The organism is Vibrio sp. Vb1980, assembly GCF_033338615.1.
In the GTDB taxonomy this organism is placed as follows: domain Bacteria; phylum Pseudomonadota; class Gammaproteobacteria; order Enterobacterales; family Vibrionaceae; genus Vibrio; species Vibrio alginolyticus.
In genome coordinates, this window is sequence record NZ_JAWOSZ010000003.1 from 461873 (window position 1) to 482796 (window position 20924).

19 protein-coding genes and 1 other annotated feature are annotated in these 20924 nt (G+C 43.7%); of the genes, 15 read left to right on the forward strand and 4 right to left on the reverse strand.

The genetic code is table 11. The features are described 5' to 3' along the window. Nucleotides 1-476: 476 nt before the first annotated feature. The 4 genes from R7F64_RS08515 to R7F64_RS08530 all read left to right on the forward strand — a co-directional run bounded on the left by R7F64_RS08515 (nucleotide 477) and on the right by R7F64_RS08530 (nucleotide 6260). Nucleotides 477-1436 (forward strand): TIGR01212 family radical SAM protein, encoded by a 960-nt coding sequence (locus R7F64_RS08515; protein ID WP_017633631.1) that lies wholly within the window; start codon nucleotides 477-479, stop codon nucleotides 1434-1436. A gap of 35 nt (nucleotides 1437-1471) precedes the next feature. Beyond that, nucleotides 1472-3217 (forward strand): GGDEF domain-containing protein, encoded by a 1746-nt coding sequence (locus R7F64_RS08520; protein ID WP_033906101.1) that lies wholly within the window; start codon nucleotides 1472-1474, stop codon nucleotides 3215-3217. A 237-nt stretch (nucleotides 3218-3454) separates the two neighbouring features. Beyond that, on the forward strand, nucleotides 3455-5809 hold the full coding sequence (arcB, locus tag R7F64_RS08525; protein WP_005381826.1) for an aerobic respiration two-component sensor histidine kinase ArcB: 2355 nt from the start codon (nucleotides 3455-3457) through the stop codon (nucleotides 5807-5809). A 1-nt stretch (nucleotide 5810) separates the two neighbouring features. Next, the gene (locus R7F64_RS08530) at nucleotides 5811-6260 is read left to right on the forward strand and encodes a hypothetical protein (protein ID WP_005381825.1); all 450 of its coding nucleotides are present in this window, start codon (nucleotides 5811-5813) and stop codon (nucleotides 6258-6260) included. Between the two features lie 85 nt (nucleotides 6261-6345). Here R7F64_RS08530 and arcA read toward each other — a convergent pair whose 3' ends face one another. Then, the gene (gene arcA / locus R7F64_RS08535) at nucleotides 6346-7062 is read right to left on the reverse strand and encodes a two-component system response regulator ArcA (protein WP_005381824.1); all 717 of its coding nucleotides are present in this window, start codon (nucleotides 7060-7062) and stop codon (nucleotides 6346-6348) included. 361 nt (nucleotides 7063-7423) lie between these two features. Here arcA and R7F64_RS08540 point away from each other — a divergent pair, with 361 nt between their 5' ends. Both R7F64_RS08540 and R7F64_RS08545 read left to right on the forward strand, forming a co-directional pair. Next, the gene (locus R7F64_RS08540; protein WP_005381823.1) at nucleotides 7424-7831 is read left to right on the forward strand and encodes a DUF3293 domain-containing protein; all 408 of its coding nucleotides are present in this window, start codon (nucleotides 7424-7426) and stop codon (nucleotides 7829-7831) included. Between the two features lie 64 nt (nucleotides 7832-7895). Then, nucleotides 7896-8378, forward strand: coding sequence for a putative 4-hydroxy-4-methyl-2-oxoglutarate aldolase (locus R7F64_RS08545; protein WP_005381822.1), 483 nt, complete (start codon nucleotides 7896-7898; stop codon nucleotides 8376-8378). Here the strand turns inward: R7F64_RS08545 and R7F64_RS08550 are convergent. Further along, entirely contained in the window at nucleotides 8375-8845 is a 471-nt protein-coding gene (locus R7F64_RS08550) for a hypothetical protein (protein WP_017821468.1), read from the reverse strand. The genes R7F64_RS08545 and R7F64_RS08550 overlap by 4 nt on opposite strands. Nucleotides 8846-9268: 423 nt before the next feature. On the opposite strand from R7F64_RS08550, the gene thrL reads away from it, so the two are divergent. The 5 genes from thrL (at nucleotide 9269) to R7F64_RS08575 (ending at nucleotide 14967) form a co-directional block, all read left to right on the forward strand. Then, the gene (gene thrL, locus R7F64_RS08555; RefSeq protein ID WP_074192076.1) at nucleotides 9269-9346 is read left to right on the forward strand and encodes a thr operon leader peptide; all 78 of its coding nucleotides are present in this window, start codon (nucleotides 9269-9271) and stop codon (nucleotides 9344-9346) included. After that, nucleotides 9282-9401 (forward strand) — a sequence feature (Thr leader region). (Overlaps the previous gene by 65 nt.) 53 nt (nucleotides 9402-9454) lie before the next feature. After that, nucleotides 9455-11914, forward strand: coding sequence for a bifunctional aspartate kinase/homoserine dehydrogenase I (gene thrA / locus R7F64_RS08560; protein WP_258644975.1), 2460 nt, complete (start codon nucleotides 9455-9457; stop codon nucleotides 11912-11914). 20 nt (nucleotides 11915-11934) lie between these two features. Beyond that, on the forward strand, nucleotides 11935-12891 hold the full coding sequence (gene thrB, locus R7F64_RS08565; protein ID WP_017635074.1) for a homoserine kinase: 957 nt from the start codon (nucleotides 11935-11937) through the stop codon (nucleotides 12889-12891). Beyond that, on the forward strand, nucleotides 12888-14168 hold the full coding sequence (gene thrC / locus R7F64_RS08570; protein ID WP_005381818.1) for a threonine synthase: 1281 nt from the start codon (nucleotides 12888-12890) through the stop codon (nucleotides 14166-14168). The genes thrB and thrC overlap by 4 nt, the downstream gene beginning before the upstream one ends. A 139-nt stretch (nucleotides 14169-14307) precedes the next feature. Continuing rightward, a complete protein-coding gene (locus tag R7F64_RS08575; RefSeq protein ID WP_318071602.1) occupies nucleotides 14308-14967 on the forward strand; it encodes an NAD(P)H-dependent oxidoreductase in 660 nt (219 codons plus the stop codon). 110 nt (nucleotides 14968-15077) lie between these two features. Here R7F64_RS08575 and grcA read toward each other — a convergent pair whose 3' ends face one another. After that, on the reverse strand, nucleotides 15078-15455 hold the full coding sequence (gene grcA / locus R7F64_RS08580) for an autonomous glycyl radical cofactor GrcA (protein WP_005381814.1): 378 nt from the start codon (nucleotides 15453-15455) through the stop codon (nucleotides 15078-15080). Nucleotides 15456-15781: 326 nt separating this feature from the next. Here grcA and nfo point away from each other — a divergent pair, with 326 nt between their 5' ends. From nfo to R7F64_RS08595, 3 genes are all read left to right on the forward strand, one after another. Further along, nucleotides 15782-16666 (forward strand): deoxyribonuclease IV, encoded by an 885-nt coding sequence (nfo, locus tag R7F64_RS08585; RefSeq protein ID WP_213886491.1) that lies wholly within the window; start codon nucleotides 15782-15784, stop codon nucleotides 16664-16666. 289 nt (nucleotides 16667-16955) lie between these two features. Continuing rightward, complete coding sequence (ung, locus tag R7F64_RS08590) at nucleotides 16956-17636, forward strand: uracil-DNA glycosylase (RefSeq protein ID WP_005382846.1); 681 nt, start codon at nucleotides 16956-16958, stop codon at nucleotides 17634-17636. 113 nt (nucleotides 17637-17749) lie between these two features. After that, on the forward strand, nucleotides 17750-18301 hold the full coding sequence (locus R7F64_RS08595) for a hemerythrin domain-containing protein (protein WP_005381807.1): 552 nt from the start codon (nucleotides 17750-17752) through the stop codon (nucleotides 18299-18301). Between the two features lie 236 nt (nucleotides 18302-18537). Here R7F64_RS08595 and R7F64_RS08600 read toward each other — a convergent pair whose 3' ends face one another. After that, on the reverse strand, nucleotides 18538-18723 hold the full coding sequence (locus R7F64_RS08600) for a DUF3545 family protein (protein ID WP_005381805.1): 186 nt from the start codon (nucleotides 18721-18723) through the stop codon (nucleotides 18538-18540). A gap of 721 nt (nucleotides 18724-19444) precedes the next feature. Between R7F64_RS08600 and R7F64_RS08605 the strand changes: the two genes are divergently transcribed. Further along, nucleotides 19445-20878, forward strand: coding sequence for an alanine/glycine:cation symporter family protein (locus R7F64_RS08605; protein WP_005381800.1), 1434 nt, complete (start codon nucleotides 19445-19447; stop codon nucleotides 20876-20878). Nucleotides 20879-20924: the final 46 nt, after the last annotated feature.

Below are 20924 nucleotides of genomic sequence, written 5' to 3' on the forward strand. Positions count from 1 at the left end.
TGTCCTTTATATTTATTATCGCCACCGATCTAGGTTGACCGGTCTTGATTCCTTTCCGTATCTCGCAGGAAAAGTTTTGCGAGAAAAACAATCCTTGGTGGTATCCCTTTATTTATTATCACTATCTAGTGATTTATATAGGTAGGAGTGGGATAACACCGACAAATCCCGCAGTGTGCTTTGTAATAAAAGTCACAAAAATAACGGGGTTGTGTAAGTATCCTACAATTTTGTCACTTCAGAATGCAATGAAAAAGTCGGCGTTGTGACCCAATTTTTTCGTTTAATTATGCATTTTTAGTTTAACATTCACGCAACATGAACGATTTTTGTCTTTAATTATGCAAGTTTATTGATTTTGACCTGCATGATGGGTGTTTGAATTGATTAATATTGTGTGTTTTTTCTTGCAGGGATGTAATTTATTTACACAGATCGTAGTGAGATTGATTACGATTTATTGTTGGTGAGAATTTATGCAGTTACATGAGTTGGTCAATACAATCGGCCAAGATCTTCAGCGTCGATACGGTGAAAAGGTTCATAAGTTAACATTGCACGGTGGATTTAGTTGCCCTAACCGCGATGGCACGATTGGGCGGGGAGGATGTACATTTTGCAATGTGGCTTCGTTTGCAGATGAAGAAGTCCAGATAAAAAGCATTCACGAACAGTTAAAAGATCGCGCAGGTGAAATTCACAGAGCGAAGAAGTATCTCGCTTATTTTCAGGCCTACACCAGTACCTATGCAGAAGTACAAGTTCTCAAAAACATGTATGAGGAAGCACTAAAGGCTGCAGACATGGTTGGTCTTTGTGTGGGGACGCGTCCTGATTGCGTCCCTGATGCGGTATTGGATTTACTGTCGGGCTATGTACAGCAAGGTTATGAAATTTGGCTAGAACTAGGTCTTCAAACCGCCAACAACGACACCCTCAAACGTATCAATCGTGGTCATGACTTTGAGTGTTATGCCGAAATCACTAAGCGTGCTCGAACACTCGGAATCAAGGTTTGTACTCACTTAATTGTGGGTTTACCCAAAGAAACCCGCGCCGAAAATATTGAAACGCTGCAAAAAGTGTTGGCCGTGGGAACGGATGGCATCAAGTTACATGGCTTGCATATTGTCGAAGGTAGCACCATGGCGAAAGCTTGGCGTGCTGGAAAGCTAGAAGCCCCTGAATTAGAAGAATATGTTGCGATCGCCAGTGAAATGATTCGTATGACACCACCAGATGTGATTTATCATCGCGTTTCATCAGCAGCCAGGAGGCCCACGTTATTATCGCCTCTGTGGTGTGAAAACCGTTGGCTAGCGATGACGGAAATTGGTCGAGATCTCAGTGCTCATGGTGCTCAAGGGAGTCTTACGGGGAATACCTTTATCTATACTAAACCGGAATTAATAGCAGATCGCTCAATAAATAACTGATATATTTTAACCAGTGTTCTTTGAAGGTTTAAACGATGGATCAGTTACTCAATTGGCTTTGGGGTGGTCAAGGCGGTTATGGCTATGTCGTCTTGTTGTTAATCGCAGGCGTGTGCGCGTTAGCACTGATCTATTTGCACTTTCAGACGTCACTTAAGCAACTAGTAACGGATTCTCCCTATCCAGTCATAGTGGTGGACACTAGCCATGCTCAGCTCTTGCTATCTAACCAGGCTGCGATGCAGTTATTAGGCATTCGCTCTTTGGGAACGGGGTATTTGTATCCTGCTTTATTCGATATTCATGAGCTTGAGCAGTTTCTCGATCGCTTCTCTAGTCGTCATTTTCGTCAGCAGGCTTTTGACTGGCGACTATCTGATAGTGAATCTATTAAAGTGGAGCTGTCAGGCAGAAAGAGTTTATTGCGCAATCATCGAGTTTGGATTCTTTATGCTCAGCCATATCAAGCCACTCACCAAGAGCAGCAACAAGAACTTGCCCAATTAATCATCGCACGTTCGGCATTAGACTCACTTTCAGAGCTGATTTGTACCCAAGACCGCCAAGGCAATCTGTTAACGACCAATCGAGCATTTGATCAATTCTGGCAAGGGCGAAGGGAAGAAGCTTGCGCATCCAAGACCTTGGGTGAGATGACCAGAAAAAGCGAACGTAAATGGACAACGGATCCACAAGGTCGAAGTTGCTTACTGGAAGTCAATCAAAACTCTCTTGTTTCGCCGAGTGGTGAGCTTATCGGTACGCTGTCTATTAGTCATGACGTGACTGAATGGCACAAGATGCAACAGAATCTGCGAGATGAAATGGAGCGTCGCAAAGATACAGAGGTGGCGCTAGCGCAAAGAGATACTATCTTACAAACGATTCTGGATGCCAGTCCGGACTCTATTGGTATTTTCAATGAGAACATGGTCTATCAAGCGTGTAATCAGCCTTTTGTTAAGGCGTTAGGAATTTCAAAAATTTCTGATTTGATAGGTAAGCGCCTCCAAGACGTGATTCCTAAAGAGATGTACGCGCGCTTAGCAGACAGTGACTTAGAAGCATTACGCCAGTTAGAGCCAGTTCGATACATAGATAAAGTCGTGAGTAGTGATGGTAAAAGTACGTGGTTTGATGTGGTGAAATCGCCTTTTAAAGATAAAGCATCAGGAACGAATGGTGTGCTGATCATGGCGCGTGATATTTCTGAGCGTTATCTTGCAGAACAAAAGTTGGAAAAAGCCAACCTAGAGTTAGAAAAATTGAGCTTTATGGATAGCTTAACTCAAGTATCGAACCGACGCCGTTTCGACGAACAGCTGCAGGTATTGTGGTACCACCATGCTAGAGAAAAGCTGCCGCTCACCATCATGTTATGTGACATCGACTTTTTCAAAGATTACAACGACTGTTACGGTCACCAACAAGGTGATGAAGCGTTAGTCAGTGTTGCTACCGTGTTTACACAAGTCATCAATCGTTCTTCGGATTGTGTTGCGCGTTATGGTGGCGAGGAGTTTGGTTTTATCTTGCCGAATACCACCACGGAAGGTGCGCGCAACGTAGCACAGCGTATTCATGAGAAAATTCTACAGCTTGATATGGAACACGACAGTTCAGAAGCATCTGAACGCCTTACCGTCAGTATCGGTCTGGTCTCTTACATTCCTCAGCATGGTGATGAACCCGAAATGGGCATCGCTATGGCTGACAGTGCGTTATATCAAGCTAAAGCTGATGGACGTAATCGCACTTGTATTCACCCCAGTTCTTGCTAACGCTTTGTGACCGCTTGCTCTAAGTTGATAGCTGATTGTTTAAATCACCGTATTAAACACGTTAAACTTACACAAGCCTGTGCGCTCGTTGGTTTATCTTTTTATCTCGTATCACAAGAGCAGATCGCACCGTGTGTTTTTCACTAATCAAACAGACCTAAATTGCGTTAGGTCGAGTGCATTTACCTGTTTTTCATCATCGAATGGCGCTATCTAGCCACCACCATGGAGTAGTTAATGAAACCCATGAAAAATCTCGCCCAGTATTATGTCGACTTGCTAGTCAAACTGGGGATTGTTCGCTTCTCTATTTTGCTAGCCCTTGCGCTGGTGGCATTAGCTGTTGTGGTGCAGGTAGGGATTACTTTAGCTCTCAAAGGGCGAGTAGATGATATCGACATTGTCCGTTCGGTGTTTTTTGGTCTATTGATCACCCCTTGGGCGGTTTACTTCCTCTCTGTGGTTGTCGATCAACTAGAAGAGTCTCGCCAGCGTTTAACTAAGCTGGTGTCCAAACTGAAGGACATGCGTTCGCGAGATCAAGAGCTGAATTACCAACTTCAACAAAACATTGAAAAGCTTAACCAAGAAATTGAAGAGCGTATTAAAGCGGAAGAAGCACGTGAAGAGGCGATGCAAGACCTCGAAAATGAGGTGTTCCAACGCGAACGTACTCAATTAGAGTTGGCAGAACGTACCGCATTACTGCGTTCATTTATTGATGCCTCACCAGACTTAATTTACTACCGCAATGCGGATGGTGTTTTCTCTGGCTGTAACCGCGCGATGGAAGAGCTAACGGGCAAGAAAGAGCACCAGTTAGTCGGATTAAGCCCTTGGGATGTGTATAGCAAAGAAATCGCCGAGCATATCGTTGATACTGACCAAAAGGTTTTTGCCGATAATCAAGCAATTACTTACGAGCAATGGCTCGAATACCCAGATGGTCGCAAGCATTACTTTGAGCTGCGTAAAGTGCCATTTTACAGCAAAGATGGCCGCCACCTTGGTCTCGTTGGGTTCGGTCGTGATATCACTGAACGTAAGCGCCATGAAGAGTCGTTAGAGAAAGCAAGCCGCGACAAAACTACCTTCATCTCAACCATCAGTCATGAGCTGCGAACGCCGCTGAATGGCATTGTAGGCTTAAGTCGTATGCTTCTAGATAGTCCGTTGACAGAAGAGCAGCGTAAACACATGCAGACCATCAATGTGAGTGCGATTACTCTAGGTAACATCTTCAACGATATTATCGATATGGATAAATTTGATCGCCGTAAGTTAGAACTATTACCTGCGCCACTTAACTTCGAAGACTTCGTCGCAGAGATTGAGAGTATCTCAGCTCTGATGGCGGAACAAAAAGGGTTACGCTTTGACTTAGAACGTTTAAGCGACTTGCCAAAAGCAATTGAAGTGGATGCAACCCGTCTACGTCAGGTGATTTGGAACTTGGTCAGCAACGCAATGAAGTTCACCAAGGAAGGTGGCGTTGTGATGACAGTGAGCGCGGATGTCGAAGACGATTTTGCGACCATTATTATGGAAGTGGAAGACACAGGTATTGGTATCCCAGACGAAGAGCTAGATAAGATCTTTGCGATGTACTACCAAGTGAAATCAGGCAAGGACAACCTGCATGCGGTCGGTACAGGTATTGGTTTGGCGGTATCTAAGCAACTGATCAATATGATGGATGGTGACATTACGGTTACCAGTGAGGAAGGCTTTGGTAGCACTTTTACTGTATCGATCCACGTTCCGATTGTTGAACTAGCTGAGCCAGTCATTGATGCGAAACGCGACAATGTGCGCCTCAACATATTTATGGTCGAAGACATCGAGCTTAACGTAACTGTGGCTAAATCGTTACTAGAGAGCCTAGGGCACTCTGTCACCGTGGCAATGACGGGCCAAGAAGCGTTAGTGAACTTTGTGCCAGAAAAATACGACTTAGCGTTGTTGGATATCCAACTGCCTGATATGACGGGCTTTGATGTCGCCAATTATTACCGCAAGCATTATAACAATCTTCCTCCATTGGTCGCCTTAACTGCTAATGTAATGAAAGATCGTCGTGAATACTTAGATAACGGCATGGATGATGCGATCAGTAAGCCGCTGGCAGTGAATGCTATTCAGTCAGTGATTGATAAATTCTTCGCTCACCAGTTAGAACAACCTAAGGAAGTGGTGAGCGGTCCCGAAACAGTGGAAGAGCCAGTGCCTTCTCCTGTGATTGAGACACATTTGCTCGATATGGATATGTTAGAGTCTTACGTCGACATTGTTGGTGCAAAACCTGTCTACGACAGCATAAAAATGTTTGAAGATATGATGCCAGACTATATCGATGTCTTAGATTCGAACATGACAGCGAAAGATCAAGATGGGATTGTTTCTGAAGCGCATAAAATCAAAGGTGCTGCAGGTTCAATTGGCCTGAAACGTATCCAAAGTGTGGCGCAAAAAGCGCAATCGCCCGATATGCCAGCATGGTGGGAAAACATTTCAGACTGGGTTGAAGAGATCAAAAATGAATACCAAAACGATATTCAAGTCCTCAAAAGTTGGTTGGAACAAAGGAAATAACATGAAAAGAATCGCACCATTGGCATTAGCCATGGCATTGATGGCAGGCTGTAGTTCCGTTCCAAATGTGAATTGGCAACAAAACAGTCAGATTACGATTAATGAGGTTAATGTTGAGCTCAAAAGTAATTTATGGGTGAACCTCATGCCGAATATTGGGGACGTGGAAGAGCAAAGTATTCAAGGTGCACTTTACCTCGAAGGAGATCAGTTACTTCCTGCAAATCTAACGGCAGAAGCTCTTATTATTAAACAGGGGCAAAAAGAGTGGTTGGTGGACAGTGCGTCTTTAGATACTCGAACGCACAGTGAAAGCCGATGGGAGGTGGCGTTCTCGTCTCACATTGATGTGAACACAGAAAAATCGGTTGATATCGCAGTGCTTCTAGACGATGCGGGTAAACAGCGTTGGTTAGTCGAAAAGTACGTGAAGATTAACAAGGTTTATTAACCGCAATGATGTTGCATTAGTCGTTAGACCTAAAACAAAAAGGGCTTGCTCAATGAGCAAGCCCTTTGCATATTAGCGGTTAAATCTAGTCTTCTAGATCGCCACAGAAGCGGTAACCTTCGCCGTGGATAGTGGCGATGATTTCTGGCGTACCTGAAACAGACTCAAAGTGCTTACGGATACGACGAATCGTTACGTCTACAGTACGGTCGTGTGGCTTAAGTTCACGACCAGTCATCTTCTTAAGAAGATCTGCACGAGTTTGAATCTTACCCGGGTTCTCACAGAAGTGCAGTAATGCGCGGAACTCAGAGCGAGGTAGCTTGTAGCTATCACCAGCAGGGCTTACTAGAGAGCGGCTGTTGATGTCTAGTACCCAACCGTTGAATTCATACTTTTCTACCGAGCGCTTCTCTTCTTGCACCGCGTTAGAGCTCATTGAGCGACTAAGTAGGTTACGTGCACGAATAGTTAGTTCACGTGGGTTGAATGGTTTAGTGATGTAGTCATCTGCACCAATCTCAAGACCTAGGATCTTGTCTACTTCATTGTCACGGCCTGTCAGGAACATTAAAGCAATGTTCGCTTGCTCGCGTAATTCACGCGCTAGTAGAAGGCCATTCTTGCCTGGAAGATTAATGTCCATAATAACCAAGTTGACTGAGTTATCAGACAACACTTGGTGCATCTCTTCACCGTCACTGGCTTCAAAAACAGCGTATCCCTCTGCTTCAAAAATACTCTTAAGAGTGTTACGAGTTACTTGCTCATCTTCAACGATAAGAATCTGCGGGGTTTGCATTGGCGGTACCTAAATTTGTGACAAAATTGTGCTAATAGAATAAATTCTAGGCAAAAATATAACATACAGGTAATGTGATTTTGATAATAAATCAAGTTGATCAAAAAAACACTTCTTTCAGTTATCCGCCCTCCATGGAATTTTGCCAACTCACCAGTATCCAATGGCGACGTTTATTCTAAAGGGCTTGTTTACCTTTCATTTCCTGCTTTCAGTGGGGCCTGAAACGTAAACACCCTAAGATATTGAGCGGATTTTATATTGTTAACAGCATGCTAACAATGCTCAAATGTTAATTCCATTCAGTTTGTTGATTTATATCAATTGATGAAATGTAACTGTTATTAATCGTTTAAGACTTATGATAGAAAAAAGTAATAAGAACATAGACGCATCGTTATGGAATGCTTATTCAGAATCTTTTTTCAGATTCGAAGCCGAGTGGCGTGTTTCAAACTATGCTGTGATAACCGCTTGGAACCCATACAGTAACTTGAGGTCCAAAGAAGAGAACAGCATAAACAATCACGCGTTAGAAAAACAGCTACAGCACGTTAATTACGCGCCTGTCACGGTAGGTGATAGCGCTTTTACATGGTATGAGGAAAGCTTTGCCGTCGAGTTGTCGCCAGAGGTAGCCGTTGAATTGGCGAGTGACTTTCAACAAAACGCGATTTATTACGTCATTAATGACCAACTTTATCTTATTGCGTGCTCGCAGCCGAAAGTTTTTCATACGTTAGGCTCCATTAAACCTCGGCTCGTATAGAAGGTATAGAAAAGGATACTGCTCACTGAAGCACCGCTTGGGTGAGAAAATTCACGGAGGAAATATGAGAGACATTACACCCGATATTTGTGACCAATTTGAAGACCAAGTGAGCTTGCTTACTTTACCATTGCAGAACTTTGGTCAACGTAGCGCTTTTTACGGTGAAATCGTTACGGTGCGCTGCTATCACGATAACTCGAAAGTGCGTGAAGTACTGGGCGAAGATGGAACGGGTAAAGTATTGATTGTTGACGGACATGGATCGTGTCAGAGAGCATTACTCGGCGATCAATTAGCGATACTCGGAATAGAAAATGGGTGGGAAGGTATCATTGTCTATGGTGCAATACGCGACGTAGCACAAATATCTCAAATGGACATTGGCGTTCAAGCTCTTGGAACTAACCCGTTTAAAACAGAGAAACGCGGGATAGGAGAGGTAAACGTAACCTTAACGATGCAAAACCAAATCGTTCAACCTAAGCACTACGTTTACGCGGACTGGAACGGTGTGTTGATTTCTAAGCAAAAGCTGGACTTCTAAAAACGAAAGCCTAAACCAACCTCAAAGCCTTGTTGCCAATCTTGGTAATCAAGAGTCGCGTGAAGATCCAGTTTATCGGTAATTTTTACGCGACTTGATACTTCAGCCGCGAGGCTACTGTCGTCTTGGCGAATACCTTCCGCTGTTTCATTCTTGTAAGAGCGAACTGTACTTTTCAGCGTGACACGATCATTAAAGTGATAGCTGATCCCACTCAAAAAACCACTTTGATTTTTGGTAGGAGAGTTATTGACTCGCGCACCGACATAAACGTCTACCGAATCAAAAAGTTCGTAAGCGTAACCCGTATCGATATTCCAAACATCAAAACTGTCAGACTGATAACTGTCGCTGGAAATGAATAGTTTATGAGGAGAAGGGGATATTTTACCTGGAAGCGGCGGAAGCTCGTTTGCTAGACAAACACCAGGAACAAAAAACAGCAACAGAAAAAGCCCTCTTTTCATGTTCACCACTCCTTGTGTCAACTTTTTTATTAGTATGCGCCCAAAGCTTCTCACTATTAAAGCATAGAATATGAAAGCTAGCTCACCTATTTTCTAAATAATTCGATCCTATGAACATAAGTCACAGTTAAGTTGTTGTTATGTGTCACAACCCTCTCGAATTATTTGATCGTACGTTTTATGGCAAAGATCAGACTAGTTATTAGATAAAAAACCGAACTGGTGATGATGGTTAAGTCCTTTACAAAAACTAACTGTAGATTTTTAAATGATCAATAATGTGTAATTAACTATAAATATCAATGACATTGCTTAGCAGAATTCTCTGAAAGATGGAAAAACAAACAATTTTTTGTTGACTATGTATCAGAAACTCGGTAAACGTAGAGTTAAGCAAACACAATTAACGTTGAATATTTATTTATGCCATCTAACAGCCTAGTAGTAATGACCACGACCATTATTATTACCGACACGACACATGTTGGGGCAGGCTGCTGAGCGAAAGAAATTCACAAAAAAGGCCTGTATCCAACAAGATACAGGCCTTTTTTTATGCTTTTTTATCCAGAATTTAGACAAATTTAAGAAGATATACCGGAGGAAGGGATGCGAGTATTGAAGTTTGGCGGATCATCACTAGCTGATGCAGATCGCTTTTTGAGAGCGGCAGACATTATTGCCAATAACGCTCAACAAGAAGAAGTGGCGGTTGTTCTTTCCGCTCCTGGTAAAACAACAAACAAATTGGTTGCGGTCATTGAAGGCGCATTGCGCAATGGTGAAGCAGAACTACAAATCAAAGAGTTGGAGGAGTCGTTTAAAACGCTCTTCACTCAAGTCCAAGCAGTACTACCCAATATCGATGGTTCAGCTTTCGATAACCAAGTGAAAACTTCTCTCTCTCAATTACGCCAATTCGTTCATGGCATCAATCTTCTTGGCATGTGCCCAAACAATGTTAATGCACGTATTATTAGCAAAGGCGAACGCGTTTCGATTCAATTGATGAAAGCGGTGTTAGAAGCCAAAGGCCAGCCAGCACATCTTATCGACCCAGTTGAATACCTATACGCAAAAGGTGATCACCTTGAAGCCATGGTTGATGTAGATGTTTCAACGCAAAACTTCCGCCAAAACCCTCTTCCTCAGGGCCATGTGAACATCATGCCAGGCTTTACCGCAGGTAACGAGAAAGGTGAATTGGTAACACTTGGTCGCAATGGCTCTGATTATTCGGCGGCGGTTCTTGCGGCGTGTCTGCGCGCAGATTGTTGTGAGATCTGGACTGATGTAGACGGTGTATACAACTGCGACCCTCGTTTAGTGGAAGATGCTCGCTTACTTAAATCTCTTAGCTACCAAGAAGCAATGGAGCTTTCTTACTTCGGTGCTTCCGTTTTGCATCCGAAGACCATTGCTCCTATCGCGCAGTTCCACATCCCATGTCTGATCAAAAACAGCTTTAACCCACAAGGTGCAGGAACTCTGATTGGGCAAGACACTGGTGAAGACAATCTGGCGATCAAAGGTATCACGACGCTAAACGACCTAACTATGGTTAACGTCTCCGGCCCAGGTATGAAGGGTATGGTTGGCATGGCAAGCCGCGTATTTGGCGCAATGTCTTCCGCTGGTGTGTCTATTGTTCTTATTACTCAGTCTTCTTCTGAGTACAGCATTAGCTTCTGTATTGAGGCAGAAGATAAAGCAAAAGCGCAACAAGTACTGGCCGATGCGTTTGAGTTGGAACTGAAAGATAGCTTATTAGAGCCGGTCGAGTTTATTGATAATGTTTCAATCATAACGTTGGTTGGTGACGGCATGCGTACATCGCGCGGTGTTGCATCTCGCTTCTTCTCATCTCTTGCTGAAGTGAACGTAAACATTGTAGCCATCGCACAGGGCTCATCTGAGCGTGCTATCTCAGCCGTGATTCCTGAAGATAAAATCTCTGAAGCGATCAAAGCGTGTCACGAGAACCTATTCAACTCTAAGCACTTCTTAGACGTATTCGTGGTTGGTATTGGCGGCGTTGGTGGTGAGCTGGTGGATCAGATCGAGCGTCAACAGGCGAAGCTTGCGGAAAAAGGCATCGTTATTCGCGTGTGTGGCTTGGCAAACAGCAAAGGTCTTCTGCTTGATAGTGAAGGTCTGCCACTCGATCATTGGCGTGATCGTATGTCGGCTGCGACAGAAGAGTTCAGCCTAGCGCGTTTGATTTCTTTGGTTCAACGTAACCACATCATCAACCCAGTATTGGTTGACTGTACATCAAGTGAAGATATCGCGAATCAATACGCTGATTTCTTAGCTGCTGGTTTCCATGTCGTTACACCAAATAAAAAAGCAAACACAGCAAGCATGGCTTACTACCATCAGCTTCGCGATGTTGCGCGCAGCTCTCGTCGCAAGCTGATGTACGAAACAACTGTGGGGGCGGGTCTACCGGTAATCGAAAACCTGCAAAACCTAATCTCAGCGGGTGATGAGCTAGAGCGCTTTAGCGGTATTCTTTCTGGCTCTCTGTCATACATCTTCGGTAAGTTAGATGAAGGTATGAGCCTAAGTGAAGCAACTAATATCGCAAAAGAAAATGGTTTTACTGAACCGGATCCTCGTGATGATCTTTCTGGTATGGATGTCGCGCGTAAGCTTCTGATCCTAGCTCGTGAAGCAGGCATGTCTCTAGAACTAGAAGACGTTGTGGTTGATCAAGCACTGCCACCAGGTTTTGATGATTCTGGTAGCGTTGATGAATTTATGGCGCGTTTACCTGAAGCAGACGCCTACTTTAAAGAATTATCTGCAAAGGCAGCGGAAGAGGGCAAAGTACTGCGCTACGTTGGTGAAATTAATGAGGGCAAGTGCACAGTAAGCATCGCAGCGGTGGATGAAAACGATCCAATGTATAAAATCAAGGACGGTGAAAACGCACTGGCATTTTACAGCCGTTACTATCAGCCAATCCCACTAGTGTTACGTGGCTATGGTGCAGGCACCGAAGTAACGGCTGCGGGTGTATTTTCTGACGTGATGCGTACTTTAGGTTGGAAACTAGGGGTATAACAATAATGAGTTCAAGTGATATGGATGTAGTGGTTTATGCCCCAGCATCAATTGGTAATGTAAGCGTTGGCTTTGATGTGCTGGGGGCTGCCGTGTCTCCAGTGGATGGCACACTATTGGGTGACCGTGTATTGGTGAAATCTGGGGCTGATCCGTTCAGCCTTAAAACGGCGGGTGATTTTGTTGAGAAATTGCCAACTGAACCAAAAGAGAACATCGTCTACGACTGTTGGCTCGTGTTTGCTCGTGAGTTAGACAAAAAAGGCGTTGAGCTAAAACCACTTGAGATGACGCTAGAAAAGAACATGCCAATTGGCTCTGGTTTAGGCTCAAGTGCATGTTCTATCGTTGCTGCATTAGATGCATTGAACCGATTCCATGGACAGCCACTTAACGAGACAGAATTACTAGCGCTGATGGGAGAGATGGAAGGCAAGATCTCTGGTGGTATTCACTACGACAACGTTGCGCCATGTTACCTTGGTGGTGTGCAACTGATGCTTGAAGAGTTGGGTATCATCAGTCAAGAAGTGCCTTGCTTTGATGATTGGTACTGGGTGATGGCGTATCCGGGTATCAAGGTATCAACGGCGGAAGCGCGTGAGATCCTACCATCTCAATACCGCCGACAAGATATCATCGCTCATGGTCGCCACCTTGCGGGCTTTATTCATGCGTGTCATTCTGGTCAGCCAGAACTTGCTGCAAAAATGATCAAAGACGTGATCGCAGAACCGTATCGTGAGAAACTGCTTCCAGGTTTTGCGAATGCACGTCAATACGCAGCGTCTGCGGGTGCATTGGCAACCGGTATTTCTGGCAGTGGTCCGACACTGTTCAGTATTTGCAAAGAGAAAGATGTCGCTGAGCGAGTTGCTCGCTGGTTAGAACAAAACTACGTACAAAACGAAGAAGGATTCGTCCACGTTTGTCGTCTAGATAAGCAGGGTTCGAAAGTAACAGGAAGTGAGCTATGAAGCTTTACAATATAAAAGAAAATGATGAACAAGTTTCCTTTGGCCAAGCCGTTCGCCAAGGGTTAGGCCGTAACCAAGGTCTATTTTTTCCATCGGAATTACCAAAATTTGAAGATATCGATGCGCTGCTTGCAGAAGACTTTGTCTCTCGTAGCACTAAGATTCTATCGGCGTTAATTGGAGATGAACTTACAGAGGAGCAAGTGAATGCCCTTGTTGATGCTGCGTTTCAATTCCCTGCGCCTATCAACCAAGTAAAAGACGGTGTTTATGCACTGGAACTGTTCCATGGTCCAACGCTTGCGTTTAAAGACTTTGGTGGTCGCTTTATGGCGCAATCTCTTGCTGCGGTTTCGGACGGCGGCAAGATCACCATTCTGACGGCAACGTCTGGCGATACTGGCGCAGCCGTTGCGCATGCTTTCTACGGTATGGAAGACATCAATGTTGTGATTCTTTACCCGAAAGGAAAAATCAGCCCACTGCAAGAGAAGTTATTCTGTACGCTTGGTAAAAACATTCACACTGTCGCGATCGATGGCGACTTCGATGCGTGTCAGGCACTGGTTAAGCAAGCTTTTGATGATTCAGCACTGCGTGAAGAGATCGGTCTGAACTCTGCAAACTCAATCAACATCAGCCGTTTGATGGCGCAAATCTGTTACTACTTTGAAGCAGCTGCGCAAATGAGCAAGCAAGAGCGTGAAAACCTAGTGGTATCAGTACCAAGTGGTAACTTTGGTAACCTAACTGCTGGTCTACTGGCAAAAGCGCTGGGCTTGCCTATCAAACGCTTTATCGCGGCAACTAATGCCAATGACACTGTTCCTCGCTACCTAGAAACAGGTAAGTGGGAGCCAAAACCAACAGTCGCAACAACATCGAACGCGATGGACGTGAGCCAACCAAACAACTGGCCTCGTATTGAAGAGCTGTGCCGCGTGAAAGAGTGGGGCTTGGAGACGTTAGGTAAAGGCGCAGTATCTGATGAGCAAAGCGCACAGTCAGTGAAAGATTTACATGCTCTAGGCTACCTATGCGAACCGCATGGTGCGATTGCTTACCGAGTGCTTGAAGAACAATTGCAAGACGGTGAAACCGGTCTGTTCCTATGTACTGCTCACCCTGCGAAGTTCAAAGAAGTCGTGGATGATATTCTAGAATCCGATATCGAGCTTCCTGCGCCACTAGCGAAGCACGCTGCGATGGAGCTGCTATCGGAAGAGCTCGACGCAGACTTTGACGCATTGAAACAAGTACTGCGCCGCGTGCAGTAAGCTTCAAAGTATAGTAAGTATCAAAAACAGAAATAACGAGAGGTGAATGAGTAATCATTCACCTTTTTTATTGTCGGTAAGTTTTGACTCTCTTTATGATTGAGAAACGAACTTAACTAAATGAGATGGAAAGAGAAGCATGCATTTTTTGATTTTTCTTGGCTCAGTGAGAGACAGCACGCCACCACGACCAGCCCGTTTAGGAATGCGAGTCAGTAAAGTGTGTGAAAAACTCATCGCGAGTCAACATTCGCAACATACGGTCGAAATCATCGACCCTTTGAATTACGACTTTGGTAATGTGTTTAAGCCCGAGTTTGCTTATCACCGCTCTAAAGTTCCGCAGAACCTAAGTGAGCTGGCAGACAAAATCAAACATGCGGATGGGTATGTGATGGTTAGCCCGGAATATAACCATTCGATGAGTCCTGCTCTGGCGAACACGCTTAACCATTTCGGCAGTTCGCTGTTTTCTTACAAGCCGAGTGCTATCGTGACCTATTCTGCCGGACAATGGGGTGGTGTTAGAGCTGCCGTTTCTATGCGTACCTTCTTATCTGAACTTGGATGTCTACCTGTCTCTGCGATGATCCACATTCCGAAAGCGCAAGAAGTGTTTGATGAACAGGGCGTTGCTGAGGATGAGTCGGAGCAGACGCAGTGGGACAACTATATGAATCGCACTATGCATCAATTGATTTGGTGGGCAGAAGGGGCGTCACTGCAAAGAGATAGGCTTGATCCAACCTCTGTAGCGCAAGCGTTTCAGAAAGATCCTTCGCAAAGAAATGCACCTTAGAGGCGAGTTGCTTTCCATTATAGAAAGGGGTTAGAAGGATTCTGAAACAAAAAAGCTTGGTCATTGCTGACCAAGCTTTTTAAATTCTAGCGAGCTAGTTTACTGAGAGATTATAGAGTCTCAGTAAAAGTACGAGCGATTACATCACGTTGTTGCTCTGGAGTTAGCGAGTTAAAACGTACTGCGTAACCAGAAACACGAATAGTTAGTTGTGGGTATTTCTCTGGGTGTGCAACTGCATCTTCTAGTGTTTCGCGTTTAAGCACGTTCACGTTTAGGTGTTGGCCGCCTTCGATACGAGGAGCAGTTTCGATTGCAACTTCACGGCTTTCGTATTCACCTAGGTCGCTGATTGCGATAACTTGGTCTGCTTCGTAGCCAGCAGTTGCAGCAACACAGCGAGCTTCATTTTTTTCGCTATCTAATAGCCAGATAGAGTTTAGTAGGTCGTCGTTTGCCGCTTTTGTAATTTGGATACCTTGGATCATCACTATCTCCTAGACCACTTACGTGGTGATTATTGGTGTTAATTTTCGAATTTTCGTTGAGCTGAGTATTATATAGCTAATATCCACTATTTTAATATTGATTTAAGTCAATAAACAACCAAAAACATTATTTTTATTAAGGTGATTTTATTGAGTTAAATCAATAAAACCTTTGAAAACAAACTAATTACAATTTATTTGATAATATGAAAAATATTTAATAACTGATTTTGTTGTAAATTTACTACAAATTGAGATTAAAGTTTAAACTGGTTAACGCAACTATCTGTATTTAGGTAGCAATACTGAAAGTCTAAAGTGATTAAATGACAAACATGAAAAACAAGCTTGGGAATAAACTCATTGGTGCACATGTCTCTGCTGCTGGTGGGGTCGATCAAGCTCCGTTGAGAGCTCGTGAAATTGGCGCGAATGCATTCGCACTATTTACAAAAAACCAACGCCAGTGGGTGGCGAAGCCTTTAGAAGCAAAAACCATCAGTGCGTTTAAAGCGAACTGTAAAATGCTGGGTTTCGGAGCAGAACATATTCTTCCCCATGATTCTTATCTGATTAACTTGGGTGCGCCGGAAGAAGAAAAGCTGAATAAATCCCGCGCGGCATTTATTGATGAAATGGAGCGTTGTAATCAGTTGGGGCTGACTTTGCTTAACTTCCATCCGGGTAGTCACCTAAAGAAAGTCTCTGAACAGGGGTGTCTCGCGACGATCGCCGAGTCGATCAATCTTGCGCATAAAGCGGTGCCGAATGTGATCGCTGTTATCGAGAATACGGCAGGTCAAGGCACTAACTTAGGCTGGAAGTTTGAGCACCTTGCTGAAATCATCGAGCAAGTGGAAGATAAAGATCGTGTCGGCGTTTGTATTGATACCTGCCATACCTTTACGGCTGGTTATGACTTACGTACAAAAGAAGATTGCGAGCGCACCTTTGCAGAGTTCGACCGTATCGTAGGTATGCACTATTTAAGAGCAATGCATCTAAATGATTCAAAAGTAGAGTTTGCCAGCAAAGTAGATCGCCACCATTCTCTTGGTAAAGGAGAGATCGGGTGGGATTGCTTTGAGTACATCGCGAAAGACCCTCGTTTTGATGGTATCCCTCTGATTTTAGAAACAATTGATCCAGATATTTGGCAGCAAGAGATCAACACGTTGCGTCAATTCCATTTAGCGGCCATTGACAGTTAATGGCGTAACCACAAAGTTGGCACCTTTCTTTCTTAGTCACTGAACATCAATCTCTGAATTAGCAAAGAAGGATGCCAACATGTCTCGACCACTCTCTTTTACTCCTTATGCTTACACTCGTCGCGTGCTTCGCTTACCGATGCCTAATCGTCACATTACCGGACAGGGGCATTTTCGAACGCCACAGAAGCATTAGTCTTTTATTACTTGTCTCAAGTTCGTGGTAAGTTTTTGTTTGTTTGAGTTTCGCTCGTTAGAATAGAAGCAAAATTTAGGACAGGAACTTTCCATGAATCAGTCACCCACTTGGCACGATGTGATCGGCGAAGAGAAAAAGCAGAGCTACTTTGTAGACACCTTGAATTTTGTTGAAGCCGAACGCGCCGCAGGCAAAGCTATTTTTCCTCCCGCAAAAGATGTCTTTAACGCGTTTCGTTTTACCGAGTTCAAAGACGTTAAGGTCGTGATTCTAGGACAAGACCCATACCACGGCCCAAATCAGGCGCATGGCCTGTGTTTCTCTGTACTTCCTGGTATTAAAACGCCACCGTCACTGGTTAATATGTATAAAGAGCTGGCGCAAGATATTGAAGGTTTCCAAATCCCTCAGCATGGTTTTTTGCAAAGCTGGGCTGAACAAGGCGTATTGTTACTCAATACGGTATTAACGGTGGAGCAAGGTAAAGCGCATTCACATTCAAAGACAGGTTGGGAAACGTTTACTGATCGAGTGATTGAAGCCATTAATCAGCATCAAGAAGGTGTAGTGTTCCTGCTGTGGGGTTCACATGCACAGAAGAAAGGTCGTTTTATCGATCGCAATAAACACCATGTCTTGGCAGCACCGCATCCATCGCCGTTATCGGCACATCGAGGCTTTTTCGGTTGTAAGCATTTCTCTCAAGCAAACCAGTTGCTTACATCACAAGAAAAAGCACCAATTAACTGGCATTTGCCATTAACGGTATAAATGAAGAGACAGCGATCATGGATGCTATGATCGCTGTTTTTTTGAGCACGCTCGAGGCTGATAGTAAATTTCTCATGTACACTTACTAAAAGTAGGTGTTAAGGAGAGACGCTATGATGATCGAAAGAATTCGACGCGAACATGGTTATATGGTTCGTCTGTTGGCGATACTGCGCCATAAGCTTAATGAGATAAAAAAAGAACGTGTAATCAACTATGCGTTAGTAAGCGAGATTGTTGATTACCTCTCTAATCATTCGGAGAAAGTACACCACCCGAAAGAAGATATCCTCTATCACCACTTTCTTGAACACTATGGTAAGCAACAAACCATGGAAAATTTAGAGAAAGAACATCTAGAGTTAGCGAGTAAAACCAGAGAGTTTTCATCCGTGATAGAGATGATCCTTCAGGATGCTGTTGTGCCACAAGACATGTTTGTCGCTCACCTAGAAGATTTCATAGAATCGCAAAGGCACCACTTGGAGCTAGAAGAGCGAAAAATTTTGCCTCTCATTGAAGAGTTATTTACCACAGAAGATTGGCAGCATGTCGAGAGCTTATGGAGCGTCAGTGAGGATGACCCTGTGTTTGGTGACACGATTGCTGATCGTTATAAGCAGTTGGCCGAACGTGTTCGTCAAAGTGATACTGAGTATGTTTAAGACTGAATGATGAAACCTGAGCGAGCGAAAGTCGTATCTCGGGTTTGTGAGATACATTTCTTATTTATTGGGAATCAACCGAAAATTTCGTGTGCATATTTTTCGGCAAAAAGTACGGAAGATTCTCATTGAGTAATAATGGTATTCATACTTAAACCTTGATACATAAACTCACGGTGTTTACGGTCACTGTAAACAAAAAACAAAAGGCACCCGTAAGGTGCCTTTTGTTTGAATTAGAGTTTAATGTCTTCCAAGTTATAATCGGTACAGACATCAAGTTCGCGCAGCTCTTTAAGCAAATTGCGTCTGTCGTTCATCTCTTCTATTTCACGCCACTTTCGCTTTACTGGTTTGGCACGAGATTTGGTTGTTGAGGTAGTATCCAGATTAAAAATGTCATCTAGTTGAAAGCCTTCCATAAGCCACCTTTACCTTTCTTAAGCTAAACTGTTGTAACCAGTCCTTGTGGAGTTTTTTAAGTACCACAATAGCCGTGAGAATAACCATGATATATTTCGCATTTGTGTCGGTAGCATGACATTTTCGTGCAAAAATATTCTCAAAATCACACTTTTTATTGCAACGATGTGGATAAAAAATGCACAAACGATCTCAAGAAAACGATTAAATAGAGAGATTTTCTATGTTAATTCGATTTGATGAATGGGTGCACTGCGCAAAGGTTAAAGTTGCATAAAATCAGTTTGATGAAATAGTGTTCAATTAGATGGTAAGTCACTAGCGTAAATTTATGTAACACCTTGTGAATACTAGCTTGTTCTTGTTTATACGGTTTACCATTCCATTTAATGAAGAATAATTATTTATGTTGGTGTTTGGTAATTGAAATGTTGCGCAGTTTGAGTGTTAAGTCTTCTATTTATGTTATTTTTTGGTGACTTTATAGTGAAAAATAACAATGTTATTCTTATTATTGCATATTGATTTTTGCGCTCCTAGGTTGCATTATCCGCCCGTCAAAAAATACGCTGGTACGTAAAATGGATGCATGAAGCGACGTTTACGATTCTAGATTGCCCATAAACATTACTTAAAAAGCTAAGCACACTTTGACACTTAGCAGGCAATTTGGTGGATGGCTAGGACGCATAGACTGGCGCAACTCACTTTGAGGTACACATGACAGACTTAATCAATTTGATGAACGATCTCCTCTGGGGCTCGATTCTGGTTTATCTTCTTGTTGGTGTTGGTATTTACTTCACCGTTCGATTAGGGTTCATTCAGTTCCGCCATTTCGGCCACATGTTCTCTGTTCTTAAGAACAGCCGTAAAGCAGACAAAGCTGGTATTTCCTCTTTCCAAGCGCTTTGTACTAGTCTTGCTGCACGTGTTGGTACAGGTAACATGGCGGGCGTTGCAGTTGCATTGACTGCGGGTGGTCCTGGTGCGATCTTCTGGATGTGGCTGATTGCAATGCTTGGTATGGCAACATCGTTTGCTGAGAGCACACTGGCGCAGCTATACAAAACCAAAGATGATGATGGCAACTACCGTGGTGGCCCTGCCTACTACATGGAAAAAGGCCTGGGCATGCGTTGGATGGGCGTGTTGTTCTCAGTTTTCCTAATCATCGCTTTTGGTTTGGTATTCAACGCCGTACAAGCTAACTCAATTGCCAATGCAATGAGCAACGCATTTGGTTGGAATAACCTGTATGTCGGTATTGCCGTTGTTTTACTGTCTGCAATTGTTATTTTCGGTGGCATCAAGCGTATCGCAAGAGTTGCTGAGATGATCGTTCCGATCATGGCACTACTTTATCTAGCCCTAGCGCTGTTCATCATGTTCTCTAACCTAGAGAAATTACCTGATGTATTGATGCTTATCTTTAAGAGTGCATTTGGTCTGCAAGAAGCAGCAGCAGGTGGTCTTGGCTACGCAATTGCACAGGCAATGATTAACGGTATCAAGCGCGGTCTATTCTCGAATGAAGCAGGTATGGGTTCTGCACCTAACGCGGCAGCTTCAGCAACACCTTACCCACCACACCCAGCGTCTCAAGGTTACGTACAGATGCTAGGCGTGTTCATGGATACGATCGTTATCTGTTCTGCAACAGTGGCTATCATCCTGATGTCTGGTGAGTATGTCGGTCAAGCAACAGAAGTGACGGGTATCGAGCTAACTCAGCGTGCATTGAGCTCACAAGTTGGCGATTGGGGCGGCATCTTTGTTGCTGTGGCAATCTTCTTCTTTGCGTTTACTTCAATCATTGCAAATTACTCGTATGCTGAAACGAACTTAATCTTCCTAGAGCACAATCATAAAGCGGGCTTAAGCATTTTCCGCGTTATTGTTCTTGGTATGGTGATGTTTGGTGCACTAGCTTCGTTACCAGTCGTATGGTCGCTTGCTGACGTCTCTATGGGTCTGATGGCGATAGTCAACTTGGTGGCGATCATCTTGCTATCTGGCATCGTGATTAAACTGGCAAAAGATTACAACCGCCAGCTTGGTGAAGGCAAAGTGCCAACATTTGATGCGAATGACTTCCCAGAGCTGAAATCTCAGCTTGAAGAAGGCATTTGGTACAACGATAAAAAAGACTAAGTGAGCTATCACTCATAGTTGAAAGCTATTAGTACGATGTAAAAAG

Excerpts from the sequence above, each read along its gene's own strand:
- R7F64_RS08515 (WP_017633631.1), top strand. The coding sequence starts at position 477 with ATGCAGTTACATGAGTTGGTCAATACAATCGGCCAAGATCTTCAGCGT.
- R7F64_RS08520 (WP_033906101.1), top strand. The coding sequence starts at position 1,472 with ATGGATCAGTTACTCAATTGGCTTTGGGGTGGTCAAGGCGGTTATGGC.
- arcB (WP_005381826.1), top strand. The coding sequence starts at position 3,455 with ATGAAACCCATGAAAAATCTCGCCCAGTATTATGTCGACTTGCTAGTC.
- R7F64_RS08530 (WP_005381825.1), top strand. The coding sequence starts at position 5,811 with ATGAAAAGAATCGCACCATTGGCATTAGCCATGGCATTGATGGCAGGC.
- arcA (WP_005381824.1), bottom strand. The coding sequence starts at position 7,062 with ATGCAAACCCCGCAGATTCTTATCGTTGAAGATGAGCAAGTAACTCGT.
- R7F64_RS08540 (WP_005381823.1), top strand. The coding sequence starts at position 7,424 with ATGATAGAAAAAAGTAATAAGAACATAGACGCATCGTTATGGAATGCT.
- R7F64_RS08545 (WP_005381822.1), top strand. The coding sequence starts at position 7,896 with ATGAGAGACATTACACCCGATATTTGTGACCAATTTGAAGACCAAGTG.
- R7F64_RS08550 (WP_017821468.1), bottom strand. The coding sequence starts at position 8,845 with ATGAAAAGAGGGCTTTTTCTGTTGCTGTTTTTTGTTCCTGGTGTTTGT.
- thrL (WP_074192076.1), top strand. The coding sequence starts at position 9,269 with ATGCCATCTAACAGCCTAGTAGTAATGACCACGACCATTATTATTACC.
- thrA (WP_258644975.1), top strand. The coding sequence starts at position 9,455 with ATGCGAGTATTGAAGTTTGGCGGATCATCACTAGCTGATGCAGATCGC.
- thrB (WP_017635074.1), top strand. The coding sequence starts at position 11,935 with ATGGATGTAGTGGTTTATGCCCCAGCATCAATTGGTAATGTAAGCGTT.
- thrC (WP_005381818.1), top strand. The coding sequence starts at position 12,888 with ATGAAGCTTTACAATATAAAAGAAAATGATGAACAAGTTTCCTTTGGC.
- R7F64_RS08575 (WP_318071602.1), top strand. The coding sequence starts at position 14,308 with ATGCATTTTTTGATTTTTCTTGGCTCAGTGAGAGACAGCACGCCACCA.
- grcA (WP_005381814.1), bottom strand. The coding sequence starts at position 15,455 with ATGATCCAAGGTATCCAAATTACAAAAGCGGCAAACGACGACCTACTA.
- nfo (WP_213886491.1), top strand. The coding sequence starts at position 15,782 with ATGACAAACATGAAAAACAAGCTTGGGAATAAACTCATTGGTGCACAT.
- ung (WP_005382846.1), top strand. The coding sequence starts at position 16,956 with ATGAATCAGTCACCCACTTGGCACGATGTGATCGGCGAAGAGAAAAAG.
- R7F64_RS08595 (WP_005381807.1), top strand. The coding sequence starts at position 17,750 with ATGATGATCGAAAGAATTCGACGCGAACATGGTTATATGGTTCGTCTG.
- R7F64_RS08600 (WP_005381805.1), bottom strand. The coding sequence starts at position 18,723 with ATGGAAGGCTTTCAACTAGATGACATTTTTAATCTGGATACTACCTCA.
- R7F64_RS08605 (WP_005381800.1), top strand. The coding sequence starts at position 19,445 with ATGACAGACTTAATCAATTTGATGAACGATCTCCTCTGGGGCTCGATT.